The organism is Bradyrhizobium erythrophlei (assembly GCF_042430365.1).
Taxonomy (GTDB): Bacteria; Pseudomonadota; Alphaproteobacteria; order Rhizobiales; family Xanthobacteraceae; genus Bradyrhizobium; species Bradyrhizobium erythrophlei.
In genome coordinates, this window is record NZ_JBHMET010000264.1 from 1 (window position 1) to 514 (window position 514).

The window sequence follows — 514 nt, forward strand, 5'->3', positions numbered from 1 at the left end:
GGACTTCGAATATCTGATCGTCGATTCCACCATCGTCCGGGCGCATCAGCACGCCGCCGGGGCGAAAAAAGGGGGTCTGAAGATCAGGCGATCGGCCGCTCGCGCGGCGGCCTGAGCACCAAGATCCACATGGCCGTTCGAGGCTTGGGGTGTCCCGTGCGGTTCACGCTTACCGCAGGTCAAAAGGGCGATGCACCACAAGCCGCGGGTTTGATCGAGGGGTTACCTGCCGAGATCGTCATGGCCGATACAGCCTATGACGCGGATCACTTGCGCCAAGCCATTGCTGTCAAGGGCGCACTCGCCGTCATTCCCAACAATCCGTCACGTGCGCTCAAATACCCGCTCGACAAGCATCTTTACGCCCAGCGTCATCTCGTGGAATGCTGCTTCAGCAAACTCAAGCAGTTCCGCCGCGTCGCGACCCGCTTCGAAAAGACCGCCCGAAATTACCTGGCCGTCGTCACCCTCGCTGCAATTGCCTTATGGCTGCGCTAAGTGTCCACACCACCTA

Annotated in this window: 1 pseudogene; it reads left to right on the forward strand. The window is 60.1% G+C overall.

From position 1 onward, the window contains the following. Nucleotides 1–498: pseudogene (locus ACFFWD_RS40270) on the forward strand (IS5 family transposase); the annotation flags it as partial. Between the last annotated feature and the right edge of the window lie 16 nt (nt 499–514).